The sequence below is a fragment of the Mycobacterium sp. genome, from assembly GCF_044223235.1.
Taxonomy (GTDB): Bacteria; Actinomycetota; Actinomycetes; order Mycobacteriales; family Mycobacteriaceae; genus Mycobacterium.
Genome location: NZ_JBGAME010000009.1, coordinates 9,296 through 31,665, shown reverse-complemented (window position 1 = coordinate 31,665; position 22,370 = coordinate 9,296). Strand labels below are relative to the sequence as shown.

Below are 22,370 nucleotides of genomic sequence, written 5' to 3'. Positions count from 1 at the left end.
GTCGTCCGTTGGCCTTCATGTCTCACTGCATGTGGCGGCGGTTTGCCGGGAGGTTGACATAGGGAAACCGTGGATCGTAGGGGCATTGACTGCGGAGTCTGCGGTGCTGGTCCCGGACGGTGCGGAACTGTTTGCGCTGCTCGATAACCCAGCTCTTGAGGGGATCGTTCCGGAGGGTGTAGGCCAGCCGGTCGCTGAATGTCGTGGGCTGTCCCAGGCGTCGTGCAACCTGCCGGTAGAACCGCATGAGGTCGTAGCTGTCGGCCAGGGCGACGTGTCGCTGCCATTGGGGGTCGCAGAGGATTTCGGCGAGTGCAACAGCCTCGGGCATCACCAGCAGCCGGGTGGCCTTGTGGGCCGAGGGCAGGGTTCGGGCTCGGGTATCCCAGCGGGCGTGCAGCTCGGTGAAGATGGACTCCGAGAAGCGGTGCCGGTCCCGGCGGTGGTGCCATTCGGTGACGATTCCTGTTGTGCGGCATAGCTGTTGGCGCGCCCATGCGGGGTCGTCGACGGTGGACAGCAGCCGCTGGAATCGGCGGTGCGCGGTGATGATCTCGATATTGGTGGACAGATCCAGCTGTAGGGGGTGCTCGCGGGTGGTGTCGACCCAGCGGTGGTGGCGAGCGCAGATCGCCGGAGCCGATCGGCGGTCGACCCTGATGTTGGGATGACCGGGCATCCGGGCGATGCAGTGCTGGCAGTGTCCGCGGATGGCAGAGCTGCTGAACGCGTTGATCAGTGGCTCTGTCGTGCCTGACAGGCGGCGGTCGGCGCATGCGCTGCCCAGGGCGGGCAATGTCTTGCTCAGGCTGGTGGTGGAGCGGCCGGTCAACGCGGCCAGCCGGGCCAGCGCGGGCGCGTTGAGGGTGATGTCGTGGTGCTCGAGTATCCCGGCGTGAATGTTGCGGGCGATGGGCTCGCCGATCACGCGTAATAACATGGTCGGCCGCACAAACCCGTTGGCGTCGGCGAGCCGGAACACGTAGGACACCACGGTTTCTCCGCCGACTGGGCGCACCTGCACGGGCAGCAGGTGAGCTGGTCGGCGCGACAACGTCACCGGTCAGCCCTTTCGGTGTCGCGGTGGCGCGTATTGGTCGATGGCCGCGCCGTCGAGCAGGACCGCATCCAGGTGGGCTGTGGTGATCTTCTCGGTGCCGTCGGTGATGGCGTCGTTGGCGGCGTCATAGATGAGCTGATCGAGGCTGCCGATCATGCCGCCGGTGCGGGCGTGTAGGTAGTCGGCCTGCTTGATCAGCGTTCCGGGTTTGTGCTGGTGCAGGCGAAGGGTGTGCTCCATCGCGGCGACCAGTTTGATCCAATCTTGTTTGTCCCGGTCGCTGCGGTAGCCGAACGCTGCGGTCGTGACCGGGATAAATCGGCCCAGAATCTGGCGGCTGCGAACTCCGGAGAACAGGTGGGATTCCTCCAGGTCCAAGCCACAGTATATAAAGGTGGCCGGGACGGTATCGAAGAAGTATTTCAGCTGGTCACTGGCGTCTTTTCCCTTCTTGGTGGTCAGGTCGAGGCGGTGGATTTCGTCGACCAGTACCATGCCCGCGCCCACCCTGCGTAGCACTTCGGCGGCGGCATGGGCGATGTGTTGGGGGCCGTCGTGGGGGTGCACCGGCAAAGCTCATCTCGACACCACCCCGCCACGAGTGTCCGACCGGCTTACCTGGGCCTCGCCACAGCTCGACAGCGTGATCGCCAAGGCGCTGGCTAAGACGCCCGTTGCCCGCTACCCCACCGCCGGAGAATTCGCCGCCGCGGCCGCCGCAGCACTCACCCTCCCGCGCCCCTCGGTGTTAGCATCACCTCCCACCGATCGGGACGAGCCGCCACCACACGGCGGGCCAGTCAGAGCCGAGTCCCACTGCGCTGCAGCTGATTTCATCAGCCTGCTCCCCCACACCCGTCCCGTGTCGCAGCGGCGCCCGCTGCTCGTGGCACTCGCAGTCGCCGCCGTGCTCATCGTCTTCACGTTGGTGTGGCTTATCGGCCGCGGCTCCGACCCGCCCGAAGCCGCACCCACGGCGGCGCCATCGAAACCAGCACGGCCCCGCCAGCGGCGCTCGGCGAGCTGAAACGTCTGCTCCCGTCCGGATATCCCGCCGGAGTGTGCACCCCAGCACCATCCCCAGATGGCGCGACGGTGATCACCTGCGGACGAAACACCGACCTTGGTGGACCCCGTAGCGCCATCTACACCTGGCCGCCGGACCCGAGATGCTGCGCACCACGTTCGACCAGCTGGTCGACTCGACGACAGTGGTGGTCTGCCCCGGCAACATTCAGTCACCGGTTCTCTGCCCGACAGGCGTGTCGAAGCCGTTTGGGGAAGTGCACAGGTGATGATGGGGGCAATCGTCGTGATGTAAGAGGGGCCGAGGATGGCTGATGTTTTCGCCGATGGCTGGACTCTCCATTTCTACGACTTTCAGCAGCAGTTCGTATCGGTGGACGACGTGATTCCGGGGTTGGGCGATGTCGAGGCCAAGGCGAAGCGAAACGGCGCGCGTGATGGCACTCCGTTCTTCCTTGATCCGTGGGGCCGGGCGGATGCGTTGGTGAACGCCTATTGGCGGGATCCGCTGGTGAGGGGACGAGCGACGGGGACGTTGCGTCGTTACGCCTTGTCGTTGAAGGTGTGGCTGGATTTTCTGCACGCGATGGGCGTGCGATGGGATCGGGCGTCGCGATCGGAACTAACTGCGTTCAAGGAGTGGCGGCTGTCGGCTGAGGAGAACCCTCATCATGTGAGTCCTAATAGTTTCGGTGTCGATCGCGCGGCGATCCGCAGTTTCTACATGTGGGCGGCCGAGCAGCACGGGATCGACAACCCTGTCCGAGCCCGTGCGATTGCCACGTCTCGCATGGGCGGGGGCAAAGTCGTATTGGAGAGCACACCGTCGGGGATGCGCAGAGGCGACGTGAAATGGCTTACCCCACAGGCATTTCGGTTGTGGCGGAACCTGGGGTTGCGTGGTTTCACGATGGAGGGCGTGCCGCGTCAGGATTGGCGGGGAGTAACTGAGGATCGCGACGTTGCGTTCGCGGAGGGGTTGTTTGGGACGGGTTTACGAATCGGCGAGTGGGCTAGCATTTTGACCGTCGAGGTGCCGCAGTTGGGTTCTGAGGGGCTTGTGCGTTCGCGCGTGGCGTCTCATTGCGCGAAGGGTGGTAGCGGGCGTTCGTTCTGGATGCGGCGCCGCGTCGCTCAGCAAGTCCACTTCTATCTGCAGGAAGGTAGTCGCACCGCTGCTATCGCCCGTGCGCAGCGTGCTGGTCGGTACGGGCACGTTGCCGATCGTTGGCTTGTTGAACGGGTTCGCCGGGATGGGCAACTGGAGGTTGTCGATAGGCACGGATCGCGCCGTACGGTCCGGCTGGATGCGCTCGGTCCGTCCATACGAATGAAGTTGTTCCGCCAGGGTCGCGATGGTCCGGAACCGATGTGGCTGTGGCTGAATGACGACGGGACGCCTCGTCCTAAACATTCCTGGTACAAGACGTTCGACCGCGCGAATGCCAGGGTCGCGAAAGCGCTTGAACAACAAGGAGGTACGGCGCTGTGGTGCCGTCCTCACATGCTGAGGCATTCCTTTGCGCTGCGGTGGTATTGCATTGCCACGTTTGTGGCGTGGCGCCGTACCGATATGTTGACCAAACAGGAGCAGCGCGACTTCCGCAATCAGCTCGGCGATGTCTGGTTTCTGCTGGCGACACTTCTTGGACATGGCAGTGCCGAGGTGACGCGCAGCGTCTATCTTGAGCCGTTTCAGGCGTTGCAGGTGGAGGAGCTCATCGCGCTGATGGATGCCGACGATCGGCAGTCCCTTGAGCGTCTCGTCGCAACAGTCGGCGTCGGTGAGCCTCGTGTGTTGACGGTCCAAATGTGACGGGTCACTTTGCGGCGCAGCCGGATCCGGTGTGGCGACCCGTATTGCGGCGACGCGGGTTCATCGTGACGTTCCTCAGCGAGGATGGCACGCGGTCGAAGGACTTCGACTTCGGTTCCCTGCCGGGTGCTGAGGGAATCCGCCGCGACTTCGCGATCGCGTTCGAGGACGCCACTGGTGTGCTGGGCGTATCCAAGCGATTGAGGGGCGCCGGCGCGCTGTGGCAGTCCGCCCGGCATGCTTGCTGCTGGCTTGCTGAAAACCGGCCAGGAATGAGGGGACTGGCAGATTTGTCAGCCCCAGATGCCCGGCTGCTCGCGTTGTCGTGTCGGGTACCCAGCGGTCCTGGCCCGTTGCATAGCCTGAAGACGCTGCTGCGTCGTAGTCCTGCCGTCTCCGACGAGGCACGCCAGGCGTTCACGCGCGTCCGTCACCCGAAGACGAACACCGCACGCCAGCCCTATTCCGCCGAGGAGATTCGCCGCATCACCGTCGTGGCACGAGGAATGGTGCGGCGGGCGCGTACCCGGCTGAGGACTCATTGGCAGATGGTCGACGACTATCGTGCGGGACGGTTCGATCACCTCCCCCGCGCAGACCGCAATCGTAGTCTGGCCGAAGTACTCGATCATTGTGCCCGTGAGGGAGATTTCCCTCGTACTGTCTCGGGTGCACGGGCTTACGTGACCCGGCGGGCGGTGACCGCGGCCGGTGGATGCCGACTGTCGTCGTTGCTGCATCTCAGCCCAGGCGAAGCGTGGGCATTTGGTGTTCTCCTCGCCGGACTGACCGGCCTGAACCTGTCGACGCTGGACTCACTGCCCGCGCCGCACCGACACGCCACCAGCCCCGATGAACCCGGCATCGTGTTCGTCATCGCCGACAAGCCCCGTCGCGGAAAACGGTCGGTCATGACGGTGCCGGTGACCGCGGTGCGCTCCGAACTGCGGCCGCTTGGTGGGGACAATCGGCGCGCCGCAGTGGTCAACACGTCGCTGACTACCGCGTACGGGGTCTTCATGCTGTTGCTGGAACTGACCGAACCGGCCCGCGGGCTGACCGGGTCCCAGCATGCATTCATCTACTACAGCGCTCAGCCCGACCATGCCGAACAGAAACTCTTCGGATACGGAATCAGCAGCACGGCCTCCGGAGTGAACGCTCGACGGCGGTGGATGGCGCCGTGGCTCACCGGTGACGCCGACCATGACGGCTTGCTCCTCGGGATCAGTATGGATCGGCTGCGCAAGACCTACCTGGAGCAGGTCCGAAAACCCACATCTCACACCCCGGCCACGTTGGCTCGCTATCTGAGTCGCATGGACCCGGTGCGCAACGAGGGATTCCAGATCGTCGCCGAGGCCCTCGATGAGCAGGTCACGCGAGCACTGGCCCGACGGTCGATGACGGTGCAACCCGACACCCTTGACACCGGATCCGGCCAGGACGCCGTGCTGGGCGCGTGCGCCGATTTCGAGCACTCGCCGATCGACGGTCAACGGTGCCGCCAGTCGTTCATGGCCTGCCTTGACTGCAGCAACGCCCGCGCCTTCCCGCGCCACTTGCCTGTTCAATTGGTCGTTGCCGACCGGCTTCGCGGGCTGCGCGACAAGATGCCCATCGGGCAGTGGATTTCCGATCACGCGGGTCCTCTCGCACAACTGGACGGCATCTTCGCCGAGTACGAGCAGGCCCAGCTCAGGGCCGCCCGCGCCGAGATCACCGACAGCGATCACCGGACAGTCAACCTCCTGCTGACGGGAAACCTCGAAGCATCATGACGGACACAGCTGAAGCACGCGACATGGTGGCTGCTGTCCACGTCGCACCCGAAACAGCGGTCTTGATCAACCGCACGCTTTACATCGACGCGACCCGATGCCGATTCGGCGACCCGGTGTGGGATCTATCCGCAGCGATCGAAGACCGCCACAGCGCAGGACAAGCCGTGCACTGGGACGGATTCCCGGCGCCCTTTCGCCACGCCTGCAAGCTCTACCTGTTCGCCCTGCTCAACATCGTCGACGACGCACCGCGGCTTGACAGTGCGCGATCGGACTATCCACACATCAAGACGATCTTGGGCGAGTTGGTGCCGTTGCGGAGGTTCACGATGTGGCTGGTGGAGTATGGTGTCACATCGTTTGGCCAGGTCACCGTCGAACACCTCGATGACTATCTGCGCCATGTCACCGAGACCAACGGCGTCAGCGCCGGATCCAAACGCTCAGCGCTACAGGCCATCAAACGTCTTCACCTGTACCGGGATGCCCTGCCCGCGCAGTGCCGGCTTCCCGCGGGCCCGTTGTGGGGCGGCGCGAGCGCCCGAGGCCTCGCCCAATACGAGTCGTCCTGGGCCCAGCCGAACACCACCCCGCGCGTTCATCCCGACGTCATGGAGCCGCTGCTCTCGGCGGCGTTGATGGTGACCGACACGGTCGCCGCCGATCTCCTTCCCGCAGCCCGCAACCTTCTCGCGATGCGGCACCTCGCACATCAAGTAGCACCCGCCATTCGTCGGGCTCCTACCCGTACGGTGTCGGTATTCGAGACCACCAAGGCCCAACTCGAATGCCTGCTTGCGGCACTGGGCCGCAACGATGGGTCACTTCCCGGTAGGCGGACAGGCGACACGACCAGTGTCGATCTGGCGGGTCTGGCCGTGGGTGGATGGCTGCACCACACCGAACTGAAACGGATGAAGGAGACCCCGATCCTGATCGCCGAGTACGGATTGCCCGTCGAGGTGGATATGTTGCGCACTACCACATTCAGCGCTATCGGCTCGCATTGCTGGCGTGAAGCCCCCGTCGGTGCGGATGAACTTGTCGAACTGCTGCGCCACGTTACGACTGCGTGTTTCCTTGTGATCGCTTACCTCTCAGGTGTTCGGACCGGCGAGGCACTCAACCTGCGACGCGGATGTATCAGCCGGGACTCGAAGCTGGCGTTGACACTCATGTCTGGTCAGCAGTTGAAGGCCGATAACCGGCGCCGGGACCGATCGCCGGCCACCATCCCGTGGATCGTGACCCACGAAACCGCCCACGCTGTCAGCGTTCTCGAGCAGATCGCGGTGAGCGATCTCCTCTTCCCGGGCTTCCAGTGGTGTTCCCAGGAACAATTCCTTTTCGGCGCTACCCGGACCAGAACACCCGGCTCCATCAACGCCGACATCACCAGCCTCATCGAATGGTTCAACCGCGAGGTCGCTCCAGCAGTCAGCCATCCGTTGATCGGCGCCGACCCGGACGGCACCATCCAAGTGCCGCGCCTGCGACGAACACTGGCATGGCACATCGTCCGGCGCCCCGGCGGAACAATCGCCGGGGCAACGCAATACGGTCATCTGCACACACAAATGATCCAAGGCTATGCCGGCGGGGCCGATTCAGGATTCCTCGACGACATCACATTCGAACAGTTTCTCCACCGTGCCGAGGTCATCCACGACGACTCTCAACGGCTCGGGCGCGGCGAGCACGTCTCCGGTCCGGCTGCCGATGAGTACCGGGCCCGTATTGCACGGGCACGCACATTCGCGGGTTTGACGGTGACTACCAAGAGTCAGATCAACAACGCGCTATCGAACCCCGACTTGCAGATCCATCACGGCGCGGTCGTGACGTGCGTGTTCCGGCCCGCTACCGCGGCCTGCCTTGAACCTACCGACAGCTCCGCTGAGCCTCTCTGGAGTCGGTGCCGTCTGGGCTGTGTCAACTCCGCCCGCACCGACCGCGACGCAGCGAACCTTCGCCAGCACGTCACAGCCCTCGAACGTGACCTGGGGACTCTCGCACTCCCCGAACCACTGCGGCAACGAATTCAGACGCGCCTAATCGAGCACCGAAAGGCCCTCGCAGAGCACGAATCCAGCCGGCCGAGGAAATTCCCCCAGTGCGACGAGGAAAACGAATGACGCACTCGGGTGATGCCGACGCGCGCAACGATGTGGAACGCCAACAGGTTCGGGCTGCTATGAGCCGCCTCCGAGACAACCGAGCCGAGCGGAGCAACGGCGCGCGCACCGTGGTGGCCTTGGCTGACGAATCGGGAATATCGCGGCAGAGACTCTATGAACATCACGGCGATCTGCTCAACGAGTTCAAGGCGACGGTCGGGTGCGGATCCATCACCCCGAACGTCGAGGCTCTGCGACGACAACTTGCGAAGGCCCGTGACCACAACCACGAACTGGCTATCGAAAATACTCACCTGCGAAGCAAGATCAGAACGCTCTCAGCGGTGATTACCGAACTCACGCACGAAAACTCGGCAGTCAACGTCGTTGTTTCGATGCCCCGCAAACACCCGGGGCGGTGACTGTTCGATTGTCCCGGGCACAAGACGTTCAGGCGACACTGGACTGGGCTGCACCACTGAGGTGACTGGGAATAACGGTGGTTCCGGCCGGACACGCTGCGCAATGCTCGGTGAGAAAGGTTCGCCCTGATGACGACACTTGATGACGTGACCAACAAGAAGGCGAAGCAGTCCGTCGAGCAGCAAGCTGCCGTCAAGCTGGGTCCGTCTGTGCCCAGCAGCATTACCTGTCGCTGACAGGACCAGACGGGTTACTTCGACTTAGACAGCTGATCAAAACGGTCCTGGAGACCTGCGCTGAACGCGGAGATGACCGAGCAGCTCGTTTTGATGAGAAGCACGACCCGCTTTAGGCGGGGAGGAGCAACATTTGCAACGGCACCCGATCCAAAACGGTGTTGACCGACAATATCGGTCCGGTGGAGATCGGCGTACCGCGAGATCGCGCGGCGACGTTCGAGCGGCAGATCGTTAAGGAACGCCTGCGCCGGCTGTCCGGGGGTTATTTGGATCTGGTCAGCAGCACCTTAAGTGCGCCTGTTTCGGATGGGCGACCGAAGACGTCGTAGGCGGTGTCGAAGTCCTCGAGCGCAAACCGATGGGTGATTAGCGACTCGGTGTCGAGTCGACCGCTGGCGACCAGATCGATCAGTCGGGGCGTGGAGTAGGTGTCGACCAGGCCGGTGGTAATGGTCAGATTCTTGATCCAGATTTCCTCCAGGTGCAGCGTTGCCGGCGCCCCGTGTACGCCGAGGTTGGCGATGTGACCGCCGGGGCGAACCAGCCGCACCGCCTGCTCGAAGGTTTTGGGCAGACCCACGGCTTCCATCGACACGTCAGCCCCCTGGCCACCGGTGAGGTCGGCGATCACCTCGGCGGGATCCTCCGTCTTCGCATCGACCACGATATCGGCACCGAAAGCCCCGGCGGCCTGCAGTCGAGAGTCGGCCACATCGATGGCGACGACGTGGCTCGGGCTGTACAGGCCCGCGGTGAGCACCGCCGCCAACCCGATGGGCCCAGCGCCCACGATGGCCACCACGTCGCCGGGGCGCACCCCGGCGTTGAGCACCCCGACCTCATAGGCGGTCGGCAGGATATCGGCCAGCATGATCATCTGCTCGTCGCTGACACCGTCGGGCACCTTGTAGGTGGAGTTGTCGGCGAACGGCACCCGCACATACTCGGCCTGCGTGCCATCGACGAGATGCCCGAGGATCCAGCCGCCCCCACCCAGGCACTGACCGAAGCGGCCCTCCCGGCAGTACCGGCAACTGCCACACGAGCTGATACACGACACCAGAACCCGATCTCCGAGGGCAACCCGTTGCACCCCAGAGCCGAGCGCGGTGACGGTCCCAACGGCTTCATGGCCCAGAATCCGCCCCGGCGTCACCTCCGGGACGTCACCGCCCAGGATGTGCAGATCAGTGCCGCAGATGGTGACGGCATCGACGCGGACGACGGCATCGGTAGGGCGGTCGATCCCGACATCGGGTACCTCCTGCCACGCTCTTGTCCCCGGTCCGTGATATACCAGCGCTTTCACAGCTAAGCCGTCCTCGATGATAGGGCGCAGTCGGATTCAACCGCCAGCCTAGCCGGTCGCCCCGAACGCGCCCGCGGAATCTCTCCACACCCGGCCTGCGCGCTCAGCGCCATTGAGAAGACCACCCGAGCACATGAGAACCTGCAGGTGTGTCGGCGCCAACTTCCCTGCCTTACCAGCGGCGACGTCACTCCGGCCCATATTGTGTCGCCGGAAAGTGCGCGAAACCCGTCACCCAGCCGCGCTTTGTCGATATGGATCTCCTCGTGCACCTCGAAGTCGACGTCCTCGGCACCGCCGCGTTCCCTCGCGAACTTCCCGCACTTCCACGGCTTCACCCTCCACCCGACCACCGCCGCGCTGGAACGCTTCCTCACGGCCCCACCCCTCGCGGGCATCATCATCGCCGCGTCACCACGACCCAACGGACAACTCGCCCCCGCCGGAGTGCAGGCTCTGACCAAGTCCGCGATGAGCGGCGACGTAAACCGCCTGGTCGGCAGCCGGGAACGATGCCTACATCCCGGTTCGCGATCGTCACGCTGAGCTGACCGGTACGGGATTCTCAACTTAGACGACGACGGTGAATACACGCTTGTGCGAGTTGGGGGGCGCTCTGGGGAGCAAGGACGCGAATCGCAACCCAGCATCGGGTTTCCGCCTCTTTTCCCTTGCCGCACGGAGCCCACGGCTGCCGTCCGCTTCGCGCGTAGCGCCCGATGAGAACGACTACAGGCTGACCTACCTCCGCAATCCCAGCGGCACTAGCGTGATGCTCGCCGACGGTCGCCTGCGACCGCTGAGACGGTGCGACGCATTCGCTGAGAACGACGCCCAACCCCCGTCGCGGGGACGGCGAGCCACGGCGGGCCAAGGTCGCCGTTGACGTCGAGAACAACCGATGCCAAAGTCAAGAGCATAAGGGCTCAGCCCAGAACCACCCGGTGTCGCGTCGGCGACGGTGATTCGATGGTGCGGCGCACAAGTACATAGGACGGCCTCCACCAATTGGCGTCCGTTCGCTGTTGAACGACGCGATGGCCGCTATGTCGTCCTGGACCGAGTCCGGTGAGTCCGGACACCCCGCGGACCGACGGGTAGCGTTTGGAAGTGATGTGCCACTACTGCGGGTGTCGAGAAATGCCGCTACTGCGTGACTACATCGCCGAACACGAACGTGCCATCAACTTCGGCGGCGAGGCGGTGCGGGCTATCGATCGGGGGGACCTGGCCCGGACACGGCACCTGCTCGCTGAGATGGCGACCGAACTGGCCGCGCACTGGCTCGGCGAGGAAACCGGGCTGTTTCGGGTGATGGCGCGCGAGGAGATGTACGCCGAGCACATCACTCCACTCGTTCGCGAGCACCGCGAGTTGGCCGAATTGCTCGACACGGTCGACATCTCCACAACCGACGGCCAGCAGGCCATCCGCGACGCGGTGTCCGATCTGTATGAACACATCAGCAAGGAGGAGGACGGGCTCTTCCCCGCCTCGCTGACCGCGCTGGACGGCGACGAGTGGGACGCGTCGATCGACGCATGGCATGACGCGCACCCGGGCAGACCCATGATCGCCGGGTGATTGAGTGCACCACCGGCCGACCCCACGAACGTGTCCCGCAGCGTCGTCACGCGCGCGGAAGGTGCGCAACGACCGTCAGCAGAATCACCGAGTCCTCAATCGCCGTCAACGCGTGCCGCTCGGGCGGGATCGTCACATGATCACCCGTCTTCCCTTCCCACGCACCAGATTTCGTGTGGAGGCGGATGTGGCCGTGTAGCACCTGAAGTGTCGCCTCACCTGGGCTGTCGTGCTCAGCCAGCTCCCGCCCGGCCGCCAGCGCCATGACCGTCTGCCGCAATTCGTGATCGTGACCACCGTGAATGGTGTGCGCAGCCCGGCCGCTGTGCGCCGTGCGCGCCTCCGTCAGCTTCTCTTCGGCCATGTCGATCAGTGAAATTGATTCCATCTCGGGATGTCTCTCCTGTTCAGCTGGACAGCAACAGTATTCCGCCGAGGGCAAGGCCAATCACCTTGACCACTTCGAGCCAAACGTACGCGTAATGCGCCCGCGAACGAGGCCCCTCATCGCCCGCCAACACCGCATCGGAGCGGCGCGCCAGCCGCGGGCGCACGCCCAGCAGCTGGCCGACCAGCGCGACCACGGCGATCGCGAACACCACGCCGACGATGACGGAGGGGCGACTCAGCGTCAGCGCAACCAGGATCCCGGCGGCAAGGAGCGACTCAACGGTGTTGAGCGCACGAAAGACCATGCGCCCGATGCCCAGTCCGATCTGCAGCGTTACCCCCGGAGCCCGGAACTTCAGCGGCGCCTCCAGGAACGAGATGGCCAGCACCATGCCCAGCCAAACGAAGGTGAGAGCGACCGCGAACGCTGACGCAGGACTCACGATGCCGCCACCGACGATGTGAGGTGGGCCAGACACAGGTCCGGCTCCACGAACGGATCCAGCCGCTCAACCGTGACCGGTGCACGCCACGTCGCCAACGCCCCCTGCATGAGCCCCAGGTGGATCGGGCAGATGACCGCCGAGCGATCCTGCGCCAGTTCCAGGAACGGGCAATGACGCAGCCCGATTTGCTCCTGTCCTTGTGCTTTCCGTCGTTGCGGTGCGAACCCGAGGTCGTCGAGCAACTCGACCAGCCGATTGATCGACTGTTGGGCGCCTGGCGCCTTTCGCGTCGGGCCGGTCACCCGCCGTGCCCACGCCCGGCCCGCCTCGAGTGCCTTGGCGCTGGCGTTGCGGTCCCCGGCAAGGGCCGACGTGAGGATCTCGGCGAGTACCCGGTAGCGCCGGGTCCCGCCGGGGTCCATCCCACGCACAGCGCGAAACATCAGCGGCGGACGGCCCGGGCGCCTGCGGTCGGGCTCGACACGTTCGACCCGGCCCTCGGTGACCAGGGTGTCCAGATGGAACCGGACCGTATTCGGATGCACGCCAAGCTCATCGGCGATCTGCGGGATCGTCAAAGCGCTGGCCGCACCCCTCAAAGCGGCCAGCACACCTTCGCGACTCACTCTTGTCCCCTCGGCAGCCCCGACACCAGTGGCGCGTCCACCCCGAGCGGGCCGACTTTCGCCGCACCGCCCGGTGAGCCCAGTGGGCTGTGGCGGCCGGGCAGAGATTCTGTGAAGAACGCCGCATTGTCGGCTAGGTGAGGCACCTGTTGGTCGGGGTGGATGTACAACGCGCGCCCACCTTCGTAGATGCAGTCCACTGGGCACTCCTCGATGCAGGACCGATCCATCACGTCCACACATGGCTTCCCAATCACGTACGTCATGAACTAGAGTTTATACGACATCACTTGTAAAAACATAGAGGGAGATGTGAATGTCGCAGCGCGACAGGGCCGACGCCGATCTGACCCTACCGTTGACCACTCGCCACGACGCCGCGGTGCAGGGCCACTGGCTGCTGGCGCGTCTCGGGAAGCGTGTGCTTCGACCAGGACGGGCGGAACTCACCCACAAACCCTCGGCGATGACGGATCTGGCCAACCGTGCAGACGTGGAGAAGTTGTTGCGGCGCTTCTACGGCCGGGTGTTCGCTGACGACGTTCTCGCCGAGCCGTTCACCGAGTTACGGGCTATGGGGCTCGAGTCGCATCTCGCGGTGATGTGCGACTTCTGGGAAACCGTTCTGTTCCGCGCCGGGCTCTACCACGGCAACGCGATGGTCGTTCATCGGCAGCTCGATGATCGCCATCCGTTGTGCGTCAATCACTTTGTGCGCTGGCTGCAACTGTGGAACGCCACCGTCGACGAGATGTACCAAGGTCCTGTCGCGGAACGCGCGAAGATCCAAGCCGCCAGAATCGCCAAGTCCATTCACCGGCGGCTGCGAGGCGGCGACGCCAGCCAACTCGATGTGTTGTCGGTGGCCTGATCTCATTGCTCCCCCGCGCATGCATCCCCAGTCGGCGGTTGGTATCGGCCACCATCTACGCAATGATCGAGATCGATGTCGAAACGGTCTTCGGTGATTCCATCCGCGATCGATGAACGCCCCGAACTTGATCTGACACGCCGTTGTGTCCGAGGCTGCCAGTTGCCGGCTTTCAACTTCTGGCCGTGCGCGTGGGTTTATAGCGTCCAAGTCCGGCTGGGCCGCGAGTTGCCCAACTCTCCGATCGTTCGCATGACCGGGCACGGGCCAACACCGGCGGCGCGGGGTGTCCGTCCGCGATTCGTTCCCGATGTGATCGGAGGGCGTCACCAGCCGCGTCGCCGCGGGTGCGACCCCACCAATTCGTCTTTGGCTGCCACCTCGCGACTGCGGTAGACGATGTAGGGCCGAAACAGATAGCCGATCGGCGCGCTGAAGGCGTGCACCAACCGAGTGAACGGCCACAGCGCGAACAGCACCAGCCCGATCATCACATGCAGCTGGAAATACAAGGGCGCCTGCGTCATCAGGTCACCACGCGGCTGCAGGATCCAGATCGACCGGAACCACACCGACACAGTCTCGCGGTAGTTGTGTTCCTCGCCGGCGACGCCCGACCCGAGTGCCGTCGCGCACAGTCCCGTGACGATTGCGAGGACGAGCACGACGTACATCAGCTTGTCGTTCGCCGTCGTGGCCATGAACACCGGGCCCGTGGTGCGCCGCCGGTAGATCAGGAGCACGATGCCCGTCAGGGTCGAGATGCCGGCGATCGAGCCCAGCGTCACCGCCTGGACGTGGTACGCATGCTGACTCAGCCCCACGGCGTCGGTCCACGACTGCGGGACCACGAGACCGATGAAGTGACCGAAGATGACCACCAGGATTCCGAAGTGGAACATCGGGCTGGCGATTCGCAGCAACTTCGACTCGTAGAGCTGCGACGAGCGCGTGGTCCAGCCGAATTTGTCGTAGCGGTAACGCCACCACGTGCCGACCACAACGATGGCCAGCACGACGTAGGGCACAGTGTCCCAGAAGATTTCGCCGGTGGCCACGTCACCCCCCTCCTTCGGCACGCCGCGGCGGAACGGTCACCGTGAAGGGCTGCAGTCCAACTGATTCCGTGGGTGGTCCGACCTGCGCCAGGTGCTGCGCGCGTCGCACATCCTGCTCGCCGCCGGTGGGCAACGTCGCGCATACCGCGGCGATGGTGTCTGCATAGGGTGATCCGTGTTCGGTCAGACTGTCGTGCAGCACGCCGATCGGCACCCGGTGCTCGATCAGCAACCGTCGTCCCGCCACCGGGTCGACGGTCGCGGCGAACTCGAGCACAACGGGAAGGTGATCGGGAGCCTCGTCGGCGGGTGGGCGGACGCCGGCATCGAGATATGCCTGGGTGAACGCATGCATCTGCCTGCCGCGGTTGCGCGTGTCGCCCGCTGTCCAGTAGGTCAGGTACATCGTGGAGCGACGGCGCAGATCGAAAGTTTCCACGTACGCGGTCGCCGCCTGCAGCGGGGGCGTCGACGCCAACGCAGTGGCGGTCTGGGCCAACAGACCGGCGGCCGGGCCCACCGCGGGTGCGCGCAGTTCGTCGACAGTGCGTAGGCGTTCGGTCAGGTGTTCATCGGGATAGGCCAGCAGCAGGGAGGCGCACTGCCACACCAGACGATCCTGCAGGGACACCGTGGTGCCGCGGGCACGGTTGAGCAGCCTCATCGCGGGAACATTTCCGTCGGCACTCCTCTGCCGTCCCAGTTCAGCAGGTTTACCCGGGACGGACGCTCGGAATTGGCGGCCATGCCTTCATCGGTCTGCCGCTGCTTGAGCGCATGGAACGTCTCCACCGCCACGGGCACCGGGCCGCCGCTGGCCTCGCCGAAGGGCCCCGACTCGTACATTCCGGGTCCACCGTCGAACGACAGCGCACACTCGGTCGCGGTTTCCTCGAGGTGGTGGCCCTCATCGGCGTACGCGGTCGGAATGACGTAGCGCTCTTCGTACTTCGCAATCGCCAGCAGCCGGTACATGTCGTACATCTGTTCCTCCGTCATCCCGACCGACTGCGGGATGTGCGGCTGCGTCTCGCGGCCGAGGTTGATGTCGCGCATGTATGACCGCATCGCCGCCAGGCGGCGCAGCACCGCCTCGACGGTGCCGGTGTCACCGGCGGTGAACAACCCGGCCAGGTAGGCGATTGGGATGCGCAGCGACTCCAACGCCCCGAACAGGTTGCCCAACTCCTCGCCATCATGTCCGTCGCGGCTGACTGCATCGACCACCGGCGACAGAGGCGGGATGTACCAGACCATCGGCATGGTCCGGTACTCCGGGTGCAGCGGCAGCGCCACCCGAAAAGTGTTGATCAGGGCGTACACCGGTGAGCGCTGCGCGGCCTCGATCCACTCGTCGGAGATCCCCTCGGCACGGGCGCCGGCGATCACCTCCGGGTCGGCGGGGTCGAGCAGGATCTGGCGTTGTGCCTCGTACAGATCGGCGTCGTTCTCCACCGATGCCGCCTCGAGCACCCGGTCCACGTCGTAGAGCACCAGGCCGATGTAACGCAACCGCCCCACACACGTCTCGGCACACACGGTGGGCAGTCCGACCTCGACACGCGGATAGCAGAAGGTGCACTTCTCGGCTTTGCCGGTTTTGTGATTGAAATACACCTTTTTGTAAGGGCAGCCGGACACACACATTCGCCAGCCGCGGCAGCGGTCCTGGTCGACGAGGACGATGCCGTCCTCGGTACGTTTGTACATCGCCCCCGACGGACACGAGGACACACACGACGGGTTCAGGCAATGCTCGCAGATCCGCGGCAGGTAGAACATGAAGGTCTGCTCGAGTTCGAGACGGACCTGCTCGCTCACTTGCTTGAGCACCGGGTCGCCCGGCACGATCTCCGGAGAGCCGCCGAGGTCGTCATCCCAATTGGCCGACCACGACACCTTCATCGGCTTCCCGCTGATCAGACTGCGCGGCGGCGCCACGGGCATGTGCTCGCCCAGCGGTGCGGAGGTCAGGTTCTCGTAGTCGTAGGTCCACGGCTCGTAATAGTCGTCGATGCTCGGCAGCTTCGGGTTGGAGAAGATCCGTAACAGCTTGCTCAGCCGACCGCCGTCGCGCAACCGCAGCCTACCCTTACGATCGCGGATCCAGCCGCCGCGCCAGCGCTCCTGGTCCTCGTAGGTGCGTGGATACCCCTGTCCCGGGCGGGTTTCGACGTTGTTGAACCACACGTACTCGGTGCCTGCCCGGTTGGTCCAGGCCTGCTTGCAGGTCACCGAGCAGGTGTGACACCCGATGCACTTGTCGAGGTTCATCACCATCGCCATCTGCGCCATGACCTTCATCAGTACGTCACCTCCTGCGACCGGCGACGGACCACCGTCACCTCGTCGCGCTGGTTCCCGGTCGGGCCGAGATAGTTGAACGCGAACGTGTTCTGCGCATACCCGCCGGCCAGGTGGCTGGGCTTGATCAGCAGTCGAGTCAGCGAATTGTGGATACCGCCGCGGGTACCGGTCGTCTCGGTCAGCGGCACGTCGATGGTGCGTTCCTGCGCGTGATAGACGAACACCACCCCGTCGGGCATCCGGTGTGAGACGATCGCGCGGCACACCACGACCCCGTTGCGGTTGACCGCCTCGACCCAATCGTTGTCGCGCACCGAGATCTTTGCAGCGTCACTCGGGCTCATCCACATCGTCGGCCCACCGCGGGACAGCGAGAGCATGAACAAGTTGTCCTGGTACTCGGAGTGGATCGACCACTTCGAATGCGGCGTCAGGTACCTCACCGTCAAACCCACCCCGTCGGAGGGCCTGCCGTCACCCAGCGCGGGCTCTCCGAACAGCCGGGACATGTCGAGCGGTGGCCGATAGGTGGGCAGCTGCTCGCCGAGCTCCTCCAGCCAGTCGTGGTCGACGTAGAAGTGCATCCGACCGGTCAGTGTGTGAAACGGCTTGAGCTCCTCGATGTTCACGGTGAACGGGGCGTAGCGGCGACCGCCGGTCTCGCTGCCGGACCACTCCGGGCTGGTGATCACCGGGACGGGGCGGGCCTGGGTGTCGGCATAGGTGATGCGGCGCTCCTCGCTGCCCTCGGCCAGGTGCACCAATCGTCGTCCCGTGCGCTTCTCCAGCTCGCGGAATCCCTCGACCGCGAGACGGCCGTTGGAGGTTCCTGACAGCGCGAGGATGACATCGGCCATCCGCTCCGCGGTGGTGATCGCCGGGCGCCCCTCCGCCGCACCGGAATTCATGACCCCGAACTTGGCGCCCAGCTCGGCGACTTCGTTGGTCGGGTGGGTGGTGATGCCCTTGGTGGTGACGCCGAGTGTGTCGACGAGCGGTCCCAACGTGGCCCACTTGTCGGCGATCGCTGCGTAGTCGCGTTCCACTACCGCCACTGGGCCCATGGTCTTGCCCGGAACCGGTACCTCGCCGGTCACGCGCCAATCATGCTGGGTGCCACCGGGATAGGCCATGGCGCCGGCGGTGTCGTGCTGCAAGGTGCCGAGGACCACATCGGTGCGGGTGCCCAGGTGTCTGGCAGCCAGGTTGCTGAACGAGCGGGCGATCGCGCCGAATGCGTCATAGTCTGAGCGGGTTTCCCACGGTGGGTCAATGGCGGGGCTGAACGCGTGCACGTAGGGATGCATGTCGGTACTGGATAGGTCGGCCTTCTCATACCAGGTCGCGGCGGGCAATACCACGTCGGAGAGCAGTGTCGTCGAGGTCATCCGGAAATCGATTGACATCAACAGGTCCAACTTGCCCTCCGGAATGTCGTCGGTCCACGTGACGTCGTTGGGGCGCAACGCCTCCAAGGTGGGCTGGGCTTGCAGGTTCGAGGTGGTGCCCAGCAGGTGGCGCAGGAAGTACTCGTTGCCCTTGCTCGACGAGCCGAGCAGATTCGCCCGCCACACGTTGAGAACGCGCGGCCAGTTCGCCGGATTGTCGGGGTCGGTGACGGCCAGCTTCAAGCCGCCGGAGGCGAGTTGTTCAGCCACATAAGCCGGGATGTCTTTGCCGGCGGCGCGTGCCTCGTCGGCGATAGCGAGGCTGGACCGGTCGAATTGCGGGAAGAAGGGACTCCAGCCCATCGCCACCGCGGAAGTCAGCACGTCCATGGTGTGCTTGTCGCGGAACCGGCCCCGGCCCAGTGGGCTGGCCAGCGCGTCGGCCCGGTAGCCGTCGTAGCGCCACTGGTCGGTGTGGGCATACCAATACGAGGTGCCGGCCATCTGGCGCGGCGGCCGCGACCAGTCGGTGGCCATCGCCATCGTCGCCCACCCGGTCACCGGTCGGCATTTCTCCTGGCCGACGTAATGCGCCCAGCCGCCGCCGTTGCGGCCCATCGACCCGGTCAGCAGCAGCAGGGCCAGCACCGCGCGGTAGGTGGCATCACCATGGAACCACTGGCAGATACCGGCACCCATGATGATCATCGACCGGCCACCGGATTCCTCGGCGTTGCGGGCGAACTCCTTGGCGACCCGGATCGCCTGCGCCGCGGACACTCCGGTGATCGGCTCTTGCCATGCGGGGGTGTACGGCTGGTCGGGATCGTCGTAGCCGGTGGGCCAGTCGCCGGGCAATCCGGGCCGGGACACGCCGTATTGGGCCAGCATCAGGTCGAACACCGTGCACACCAGGTGCTCGCCGACCCGCCGAACGGGCACCCCTCGCGCGAGGGTCTCGCCGTGCCCGTCGACGGTGTCGAAACGCGGAAGCTGGATCAGCGCGGTCTCGGCGTGTTCTCCGTGCTGCGGCGCGACCGTCAGCGCCGGCGCCAGGTCGCCCAGGTCAAGATTCCACTTGCCGATGCCGTCGTCGCCGTAGCGGAATCCTAGCGACCCGTGCGGCACGGCGATCTCGTCGGTGGCTCCGTTGAGCAGCACCGGCTTGAACGCCGCGTTCTCCACGTCCTGTCCCAGATCGGCTGCCGTGAGGTTCTTGCCGGCCACGAGGGCGCCGTCACGCTCCTCGAGCATGACCAGGAACGGTAAGTCGGTGTAGCGGCGCACATAGTCGACGAAGAACGGGACACGTTGGTGGACAAAGCACTCCGAGAGGATCACGTGGCCCATCGCCATCGCCAACGCGCCGTCGGTGCCCGCCGCGCACGGCATCCACTCGTCGGCGAACTTGGTGTTGTCGGCATAGTCGGGGCTGACGCTGACGACCTTGGTGCCTCGATAGCGCACCTCAGCCATCCAGTGCGCGTCCGGCGTCCGGGTCACGGGAACGTTGGAGCCCCACATCATCAGATACGACGCGTCCCACCAATCGCCGGACTCCGGCACGTCGGTCTGATCGCCGAACACCTGCGGCGAGGCTACCGGCAGGTCGGCGTACCAGTCGTAGAACGACGTCATCGCCCCGCCGATCAGTTCGACGAACCGGGACCCCGCGGCGTGGCTGACCATCGACATGGCGGGAATGGGCGAGAAGCCCGCGACCCGATCCGGCCCATAGGTTTTGATGGTGTGCACGTGCGCGGCGGCGATCATCTCCGTGGCCTCGGCCCACGTCACCCGCACCAGCCCGCCCTTGCCACGGGCCTGCTGGTAGCGGCGGCGCCGCCCGGCGTCGGCCTGGATGTCGGCCCACGCCAGCACCGGGTCGCCCAGGCGGGCCTTGGCTTCGCGATACATCTCCACCAGCACGCCGCGGGCATAGGGATATCGCACCCTCGTGGGCGAATAGGTGTACCAGGAGAACGCCGCGCCGCGCGGGCAGCCGCGCGGCTCGTACTCCGGCCGATCGGGTCCAACCGAGGGGTAGTCGGTTTCCTGGGTCTCCCAGGTGATGATGCCGTCCTTGACGTACACCTTCCACGAACACGACCCTGTGCAGTTGACACCGTGGGTGGACCGAACCACTTTGTCGTGGCTCCACCGGTCCCGGTAGAAGACGTCCCCTTGGCGACCGCCGCGCCGGGTGACAGTGCGCAGGTCCTCCGAGAATTCGCCGGGAGTGAAGAACCGGCCGCTACGTTCGAGCAGTTCCTCGATCGGCCCGCCGGTGCGCGGTGACGCCCTCACGTCGTCGCCCCCTTCGTCTGAGTTGCCGGTTCGTGTGCGTGCAGCCGAAACGCGGTGTAGCCGAGAGCGACCAGCGCAGTGGCCACCAGAAGAAGCAGCCCGACCGTGTAGTTGTTGCCCGCGGGGTCGTAGGTCGCGCCCATCACCAGCGGTGGGAAGTAGCCGCCCAGCCCGCCCGCCGCGGCGACGATTCCGGTGATCGACCCCACTGACTGGGCCGGTGCTCGGCGGGCCACCCACGCGAACACGCCGCCGGTGCCAATGCCCAGGAAGATCGCCAGCGTGATGAAGGTCGCCGCCGACCACACGTCCGGTGGTGGCTGGAACACGGCGACGAACGCCATCACCGCCGTACCCGCGAACGACGCCAACACGACGTACTTGGGTGCGATCCGGTCGGCCAGCGCGCCGCCGAGAGGCCGGGCCAATACGGCGGCCAGTGCGAAACCGGCGGTGCGCGCGCCCGCATCGACCGCGGAGAACCCGTAGATCGTCTTGATGTAGGTGGGCAGGTAGTTGGCGAACGCCACGAATCCGCCGAAGACCACCGCGTACAGGAACGCCATCTCCCAGGTGACCGGCAGTTTTGCGGCAGCAATCAGCTTCGGCACCACTGGCCCGGTGTTCGGGCTGAAACTGGGAGAGTTTCGCATTACGAAGACGCACGCCGCCGCGGTGAGTGCGAGCGCAACCGCGATGATGACGTGGGTAGTAAAGAGGCCGAACCAGCGCACGAACCGCGGCGTGAAGAACGCAGACAACGCAGTGCCCACCATGCCCATGCCGAACACGCCTGTCGCAAAGCCGCGCCGCGACGCCTCGAACCAACTGTTCGCGAACGGGATACCGACCGCGAAGATGGTTCCGGCGATGCCCAGGAAGAAACCACACACGAGCAACAGCGGATAGGACCCAGCCGTTCCTGCCGCCCCAACCGCCAGCACCGGCACGATCGATGCGACGGACACGGCGATGAACATCGCCCGACCGCCGAACCGGTCGGTAAGCGACCCGATGACGATCCGGCCTAAGGACCCGACCAGGATCGGAGTCGCGACCAGCATCGAGGCCTCGGTACTGCTCAACGACAGGTCGCCGGCATAAGTGGTGGACAGCGGACCGATCATGTTCCACGCCCAGAAGTTGATCGCTGAGACCCACGTGGCCAGCGCCAAGTTCACTATTCTGTTGGCGCCAGCGTGCGGCGTACTCGCCGTGTTCACATCCACCAGACAACCACTGGGAGATCAAGATATGAGCACTTCGACCAAATAAGTTGTGGCCCAGCACTATACGCATGGGCAGTTGAACTGAATGGCTGGCATCTCATCGACAAGTTCCAGACGCCGGTGGCGTCGTGTCCCTCTGAGCGCCCATTGCCATCACCGGTCTCCGCTCACATTGCCTTATCTGTACGATTCGCCTGGTGTGCACCCCCTTGAGATGACCTCGCCATCGACACTCGACGAAGCGTCGGCCATCACGGATGCAGACCCCTACCCGCAGACGGAGGGGTTCCCGGTATTGAGCCAAGGAAAACCCCCCAAAAAGAATGAGGTCAGCAGACCCCCGGAATCGATGTACTTCCGTGTCGTCTAGAGCCGATGGCGCCGCGCCCA

Annotated in this window: 18 protein-coding genes and 2 pseudogenes; 8 read left to right on the top strand and 12 right to left on the bottom strand. The window is 65.0% G+C overall.

The annotated features are described in order from the left end of the window. Positions 1 to 22: 22 nt before the first annotated feature. Entirely contained in the window at positions 23 to 1,024 is a 1,002-nt protein-coding gene (locus ADBZ6K_RS14050; RefSeq protein WP_526347623.1) for a TniQ family protein, read from the bottom strand. A 39-nt stretch (positions 1,025 to 1,063) separates the two neighbouring features. Beyond that, a complete protein-coding gene (locus tag ADBZ6K_RS14045) occupies positions 1,064 to 1,627 on the bottom strand; it encodes a hypothetical protein (protein WP_526347621.1) in 564 nt (187 codons plus the stop codon). A 34-nt stretch (positions 1,628 to 1,661) separates the two neighbouring features. On the opposite strand from ADBZ6K_RS14045, the gene ADBZ6K_RS14040 reads away from it, so the two are divergent. The 6 genes and pseudogenes from ADBZ6K_RS14040 to ADBZ6K_RS14015 form a co-directional block, all read left to right on the top strand. Then, positions 1,662 to 2,087, top strand: a complete 426-nt coding sequence (locus tag ADBZ6K_RS14040) for a hypothetical protein (RefSeq protein ID WP_526347619.1) — start codon at positions 1,662 to 1,664, stop codon at positions 2,085 to 2,087. Between the two features lie 306 nt (positions 2,088 to 2,393). Beyond that, positions 2,394 to 3,902 (top strand): site-specific integrase, encoded by a 1,509-nt coding sequence (locus ADBZ6K_RS14035; protein WP_526347617.1) that lies wholly within the window; start codon positions 2,394 to 2,396, stop codon positions 3,900 to 3,902. A gap of 683 nt (positions 3,903 to 4,585) precedes the next feature. Further along, positions 4,586 to 5,683, top strand: a complete 1,098-nt coding sequence (locus ADBZ6K_RS14030) for a hypothetical protein (RefSeq protein ID WP_526347615.1) — start codon at positions 4,586 to 4,588, stop codon at positions 5,681 to 5,683. 332 nt (positions 5,684 to 6,015) lie between these two features. Then, positions 6,016 to 7,821, top strand: a complete 1,806-nt coding sequence (locus tag ADBZ6K_RS14025; protein ID WP_526347613.1) for an integrase — start codon at positions 6,016 to 6,018, stop codon at positions 7,819 to 7,821. Further along, positions 7,818 to 8,225: a hypothetical protein gene (locus ADBZ6K_RS14020; RefSeq protein ID WP_526347611.1), complete on the top strand. Its 408-nt coding sequence runs from the start codon at positions 7,818 to 7,820 to the stop codon at positions 8,223 to 8,225. The genes ADBZ6K_RS14025 and ADBZ6K_RS14020 overlap by 4 nt, the downstream gene beginning before the upstream one ends. Positions 8,226 to 8,351: 126 nt before the next feature. Next, positions 8,352 to 8,725, top strand: a pseudogene (locus tag ADBZ6K_RS14015) (transposase); the annotation flags it as partial. Positions 8,726 to 8,727: 2 nt separating this feature from the next. Here the strand turns inward: ADBZ6K_RS14015 and ADBZ6K_RS14010 are convergent. Next, a complete protein-coding gene (locus tag ADBZ6K_RS14010) occupies positions 8,728 to 9,774 on the bottom strand; it encodes a zinc-dependent alcohol dehydrogenase family protein (protein ID WP_526347609.1) in 1,047 nt (348 codons plus the stop codon). A 1,140-nt stretch (positions 9,775 to 10,914) separates the two neighbouring features. On the opposite strand from ADBZ6K_RS14010, the gene ADBZ6K_RS14005 reads away from it, so the two are divergent. Next, positions 10,915 to 11,358: a hemerythrin domain-containing protein gene (locus ADBZ6K_RS14005; protein WP_526347607.1), complete on the top strand. Its 444-nt coding sequence runs from the start codon at positions 10,915 to 10,917 to the stop codon at positions 11,356 to 11,358. A 46-nt stretch (positions 11,359 to 11,404) separates the two neighbouring features. Here ADBZ6K_RS14005 and ADBZ6K_RS14000 read toward each other — a convergent pair whose 3' ends face one another. The 4 genes from ADBZ6K_RS14000 to ADBZ6K_RS13985 are packed head-to-tail and all read right to left on the bottom strand — an operon-like array spanning position 11,405 to position 13,086. Beyond that, positions 11,405 to 11,746, bottom strand: coding sequence for a cupin domain-containing protein (locus tag ADBZ6K_RS14000; RefSeq protein ID WP_526347605.1), 342 nt, complete (start codon positions 11,744 to 11,746; stop codon positions 11,405 to 11,407). A gap of 19 nt (positions 11,747 to 11,765) precedes the next feature. After that, positions 11,766 to 12,191: a hypothetical protein gene (locus ADBZ6K_RS13995; protein WP_526347603.1), complete on the bottom strand. Its 426-nt coding sequence runs from the start codon at positions 12,189 to 12,191 to the stop codon at positions 11,766 to 11,768. Further along, positions 12,188 to 12,820 (bottom strand): helix-turn-helix transcriptional regulator, encoded by a 633-nt coding sequence (locus ADBZ6K_RS13990; RefSeq protein WP_526347601.1) that lies wholly within the window; start codon positions 12,818 to 12,820, stop codon positions 12,188 to 12,190. Before ADBZ6K_RS13990 ends, ADBZ6K_RS13995 begins: the two co-directional genes overlap by 4 nt. Further along, positions 12,817 to 13,086, bottom strand: a complete 270-nt coding sequence (locus ADBZ6K_RS13985; protein ID WP_526347599.1) for a ferredoxin family protein — start codon at positions 13,084 to 13,086, stop codon at positions 12,817 to 12,819. The genes ADBZ6K_RS13990 and ADBZ6K_RS13985 overlap by 4 nt, the downstream gene beginning before the upstream one ends. Positions 13,087 to 13,286: 200 nt before the next feature. On the opposite strand from ADBZ6K_RS13985, the gene ADBZ6K_RS13980 reads away from it, so the two are divergent. Beyond that, the gene (locus tag ADBZ6K_RS13980) at positions 13,287 to 13,691 is read left to right on the top strand and encodes a group III truncated hemoglobin (protein WP_526347751.1); all 405 of its coding nucleotides are present in this window, start codon (positions 13,287 to 13,289) and stop codon (positions 13,689 to 13,691) included. Between the two features lie 326 nt (positions 13,692 to 14,017). Here the strand turns inward: ADBZ6K_RS13980 and narI are convergent. The 5 genes and pseudogenes from narI to ADBZ6K_RS13955 all read right to left on the bottom strand — a co-directional run. After that, positions 14,018 to 14,755: pseudogene (gene narI, locus ADBZ6K_RS13975) on the bottom strand (respiratory nitrate reductase subunit gamma); the annotation flags it as partial. Then, the gene (gene narJ, locus ADBZ6K_RS13970) at positions 14,751 to 15,413 is read right to left on the bottom strand and encodes a nitrate reductase molybdenum cofactor assembly chaperone (protein ID WP_526347597.1); all 663 of its coding nucleotides are present in this window, start codon (positions 15,411 to 15,413) and stop codon (positions 14,751 to 14,753) included. The gene narJ and the pseudogene narI, both read right to left, overlap by 5 nt. Next, positions 15,410 to 17,053, bottom strand: coding sequence for a nitrate reductase subunit beta (narH, locus tag ADBZ6K_RS13965; RefSeq protein WP_526347595.1), 1,644 nt, complete (start codon positions 17,051 to 17,053; stop codon positions 15,410 to 15,412). The genes narJ and narH overlap by 4 nt, the downstream gene beginning before the upstream one ends. Further along, a complete protein-coding gene (locus tag ADBZ6K_RS13960) occupies positions 17,053 to 20,751 on the bottom strand; it encodes a nitrate reductase subunit alpha (protein WP_526347593.1) in 3,699 nt (1,232 codons plus the stop codon). Before ADBZ6K_RS13960 ends, narH begins: the two co-directional genes overlap by 1 nt. Then, positions 20,748 to 21,935, bottom strand: coding sequence for a nitrate/nitrite transporter (locus ADBZ6K_RS13955; RefSeq protein WP_526347749.1), 1,188 nt, complete (start codon positions 21,933 to 21,935; stop codon positions 20,748 to 20,750). Before ADBZ6K_RS13955 ends, ADBZ6K_RS13960 begins: the two co-directional genes overlap by 4 nt. Between the last annotated feature and the right edge of the window lie 435 nt (positions 21,936 to 22,370).